This window comes from Leifsonia sp. KNZ12-8B, from assembly GCF_056755495.1.
Genome location: NZ_JBPGXM010000228.1, coordinates 1 through 2348 on the forward strand (window position 1 = coordinate 1; position 2348 = coordinate 2348).

Annotated in this window: 3 protein-coding genes; 2 read left to right on the top strand and 1 reads right to left on the bottom strand. The window is 73.1% G+C overall.

Translation table 11 applies throughout. From position 1 onward, the window contains the following. Together ACR9ZG_RS18650 and ACR9ZG_RS18655 are read left to right on the top strand one after the other, a co-directional pair. Window positions 1-425, top strand: a 425-nt coding sequence (locus ACR9ZG_RS18650; protein ID WP_481286339.1) for an RICIN domain-containing protein, incomplete at its 5' end; no start/stop codon positions are given. Window positions 426-529: 104 nt separating this feature from the next. Next, entirely contained in the window at window positions 530-1726 is a 1197-nt protein-coding gene (locus ACR9ZG_RS18655) for a heparan-alpha-glucosaminide N-acetyltransferase domain-containing protein (protein ID WP_481286340.1), read from the top strand. 44 nt (window positions 1727-1770) lie between these two features. On the opposite strand, the gene ACR9ZG_RS18660 is transcribed toward ACR9ZG_RS18655, so the two are convergent. Further along, window positions 1771-2121: a metalloregulator ArsR/SmtB family transcription factor gene (locus tag ACR9ZG_RS18660; protein WP_481286341.1), complete on the bottom strand. Its 351-nt coding sequence runs from the start codon at window positions 2119-2121 to the stop codon at window positions 1771-1773. Window positions 2122-2348: the final 227 nt, after the last annotated feature.

Here is a 2348-nt window from a genome sequence, read left to right on the forward strand (position 1 = left end):
CTCCCACCCCGACGCCGACGCCGACCGCTGCGCCGACGGCCACGCCGACCGCAGCACCCGCCGCCCTCAAGAACGGCGCACAGGGCTACTGCCTCGACCTGCTCGACAACGGCACGACGGCCGGTCTGTGGACCTGCGTCGGCAACGCCAACCAGCTCGTCCAGCTCGACGCCGGCAAGCGGTTGATGTTCCCCCAGCGCGGCGGCCTGTGCCTCACTCCGGACACGGTGACGCACCGGGTGAAGGCGGCCGCCTGCACGACGAGCACGAACCAGCAGTGGCAGTACCGCGCCGACACCGCGTCGTACGTGAACGCCGGGCTGAACCTGTGCCTCGACGCGCTCGACAACGGTGCGAGCAACGCGCCGCTGCAGGTGACCACCTGCTACGGCAACGCGTACCAGCGGTGGACCGTGCGCTCCTGACGCGCTGAGCCCGCGGGACACGACGGCGCCCCGACCCTGCCTCCGCCCGGCGGCCGGGCCGGGGCGTCGTGGTGCCGACCGGCGGGATGCGTCAGGCTGGTGCCATGAACACGCTGGTCGCAGCCGCGGTCTCCCCCGGCGCCCGGCTCGCGGGACTCGACCTGGCACGGTTCCTCGCGATCGCCGGGATGATCGTCGCGCACACCGTCCCGTACGACCAGCAGGGGGCGGTGGCCGGGTGGCTGGTGACCGGGAACGCATCGACCCTGTTCGCCGTAGTCAGCGGGTTCAGCGTTGCCCTGGCCTCCCGCCGCTACCTGGAGGCCGGCGAGGCGTGGGCGGCCCGGGCGGCCCTCCTCGCCCGCGGAGCCTGCGTGATCGGCGTCGGCCTCGTGCTGGCCGTGCTCCAGCAGCAGGCCGTCATCGTGCTCGTCTACCTGGGCGTCGCGATGTGGCTGACCGTGCCGCTGCTGACCGCCCGGCGCTGGGTCGTCGTCACCGTGTGCGCGGTGCTGGCGCTGGTCGTGCCGGTGGCGAACTGGTGGCTGCGGGAGCAGCTGCAGACCGTCTCCGAGCTGTGGTCGCCCGGCTTCCTCGACGCCGGCGACCCGCTGAAGCTGGTGCGGGCCGTGCTGCTGACCGGCACCTATCCGGCGCTCACCTGGCTCGTGTACCTGCTGGTCGGGATGCTGCTCGGCCGGGCGGCTCTCGCCGCCGTCGCAGCGGGCGGTCTCACCCGCTTCGCCGGGATCGCCGCCGGTGCGGGAGCCACCGCCGCCGCGGTCGCCGCGGTGCTGGCAGCGGTCGCGGCGACCCTGCTCCCTGCGGCGGTGCAGCCGGACGAGTTCCAGGAGTACGGCGGCCCGACCGGCGACGTCAGCGGCATCCTGCTCGGTCTTCCGCACTCGGGGACGGTGCTCGACCTGCTGCGCGGCATCGGCGTGAGCGCGGCCGTCATCGGCCTGTGCCTGCTGCTGCTCGCGACCGTGCCGCGGGCGTCCCTCCCGCTCCGGCCCTTCATCGCCGCGGGCGCCGCGCCGCTCAGCTCGTACGTGCTCCACATCCTCACGCTCGCCGTGATCGCGGCGCTCGCGTACGACCTCGCCCCCGGCACGTCGCCGTGGTGGGCGGAGGGATGGGGTGCCGCCGTCCTCAACATCGCCATCGTCAGCGCGCTCGGCGCCGTGCTCGCGCTGCTGCGCCTCCGCGGCCCGTTCGAGATCACGGTCAGCCGCGTAGCGGCGAGGGCGGCCGCCTCCGTGTCGCGGCAGCGGGAGGCCCGGTTGCGGGAAGGGCGCTAGCCCGGCGCGCCGGCACTGGCCCGGGGCGCCGGCCCGGCGAGGTCTCAGACTGTGGCGAAGAACGAGCCGACGGCGTCGAGCGACCCCGGCACGATCCGGTAGTACGCCCAGGTGCCGCGCTTGGTCCGCGTCAGGTACCCGGCCTCCACGAGGATCTTGAGGTGGTGCGAGACCGTCGGCTGCGAGAGGCCGAGCGGTTCGGTCAGGTCGCACACGCAGGCCTCGCCGTCCTCGTGAGCGGCGACCATCGACAGCAGCCGCAGCCGTGCCGGATCGGCGAGCGCCTTCATCGCCTTGGCGACCGAGACGGCGTGCTCGTCGCTGATGACCTCGCGCGTGATCGGCGCGCAGCACGCCTGGAGGTCGCGCAACGGCAGCAGCTCGGTGATCGCCATGCATCGATTCTCGTCGATACATTGACAAACGTCAATGTATGCGTTCACCCTGGGTTCATCGACAACCGTCGATGGAGAAGGGAGAATCATCATGGGATGCTGCGACACCGACGACTGCCAGGTGCTGCCGGACGGCTCCTGCTCGCCCGACTGCTGCTGACACGCGCGGGCCGCCGTCCGCGCCGGGCGGCGGCCCCACGTTCCCTGCCCGCTCCCACCCCGAAGAG